The organism is Vibrio sp. 03_296 (assembly GCF_002265885.1).
Window position 1 is genome coordinate 1 of the sequence record NZ_NPKW01001394.1, and the last position, 411, is coordinate 411.

Annotated in this window: 1 pseudogene; it reads left to right on the top strand. The window is 48.0% G+C overall.

The features are described 5' to 3' along the window. Positions 1–411 (top strand): annotated as a pseudogene (locus CIK04_RS32570) (transposase); the annotation flags it as partial.

The following is a 411-nucleotide window of genomic DNA, read 5'->3' on the forward strand; positions in this document are numbered from 1 at the left end:
TGATGGTCAACACGGAATTATCCTCGATACCTATACCACCGCGGGCAACATCAATGACTCACAGCCTTACGTTCAACGCTTAGATTACACGCTTGCTACATTCCAATTGAACCCGATAGCCGTTGGACTGGATGCGGGCTACTTTACCGCTCCAGTGGCGGAGTCACTTGAACGTCGAGGTATTCTTGGCGTGTTCGGTTATCGACGTCCATCGAGAACGAAAATGCGTTCAAAAGAAACACTTTACTTACGACGCGCAAAGAGACTGCTACCAATGTCCGAATGGTCAGGCGTTGCTTTATAAAACCACATCACGCGATGCCTACCGAGAATACCACTCAGACCCGAAAGAGTGTGCGTTCTGTCCAATGAGGGATGACTGYACTCAAAGCAAAAACATGAAGAAAGTGA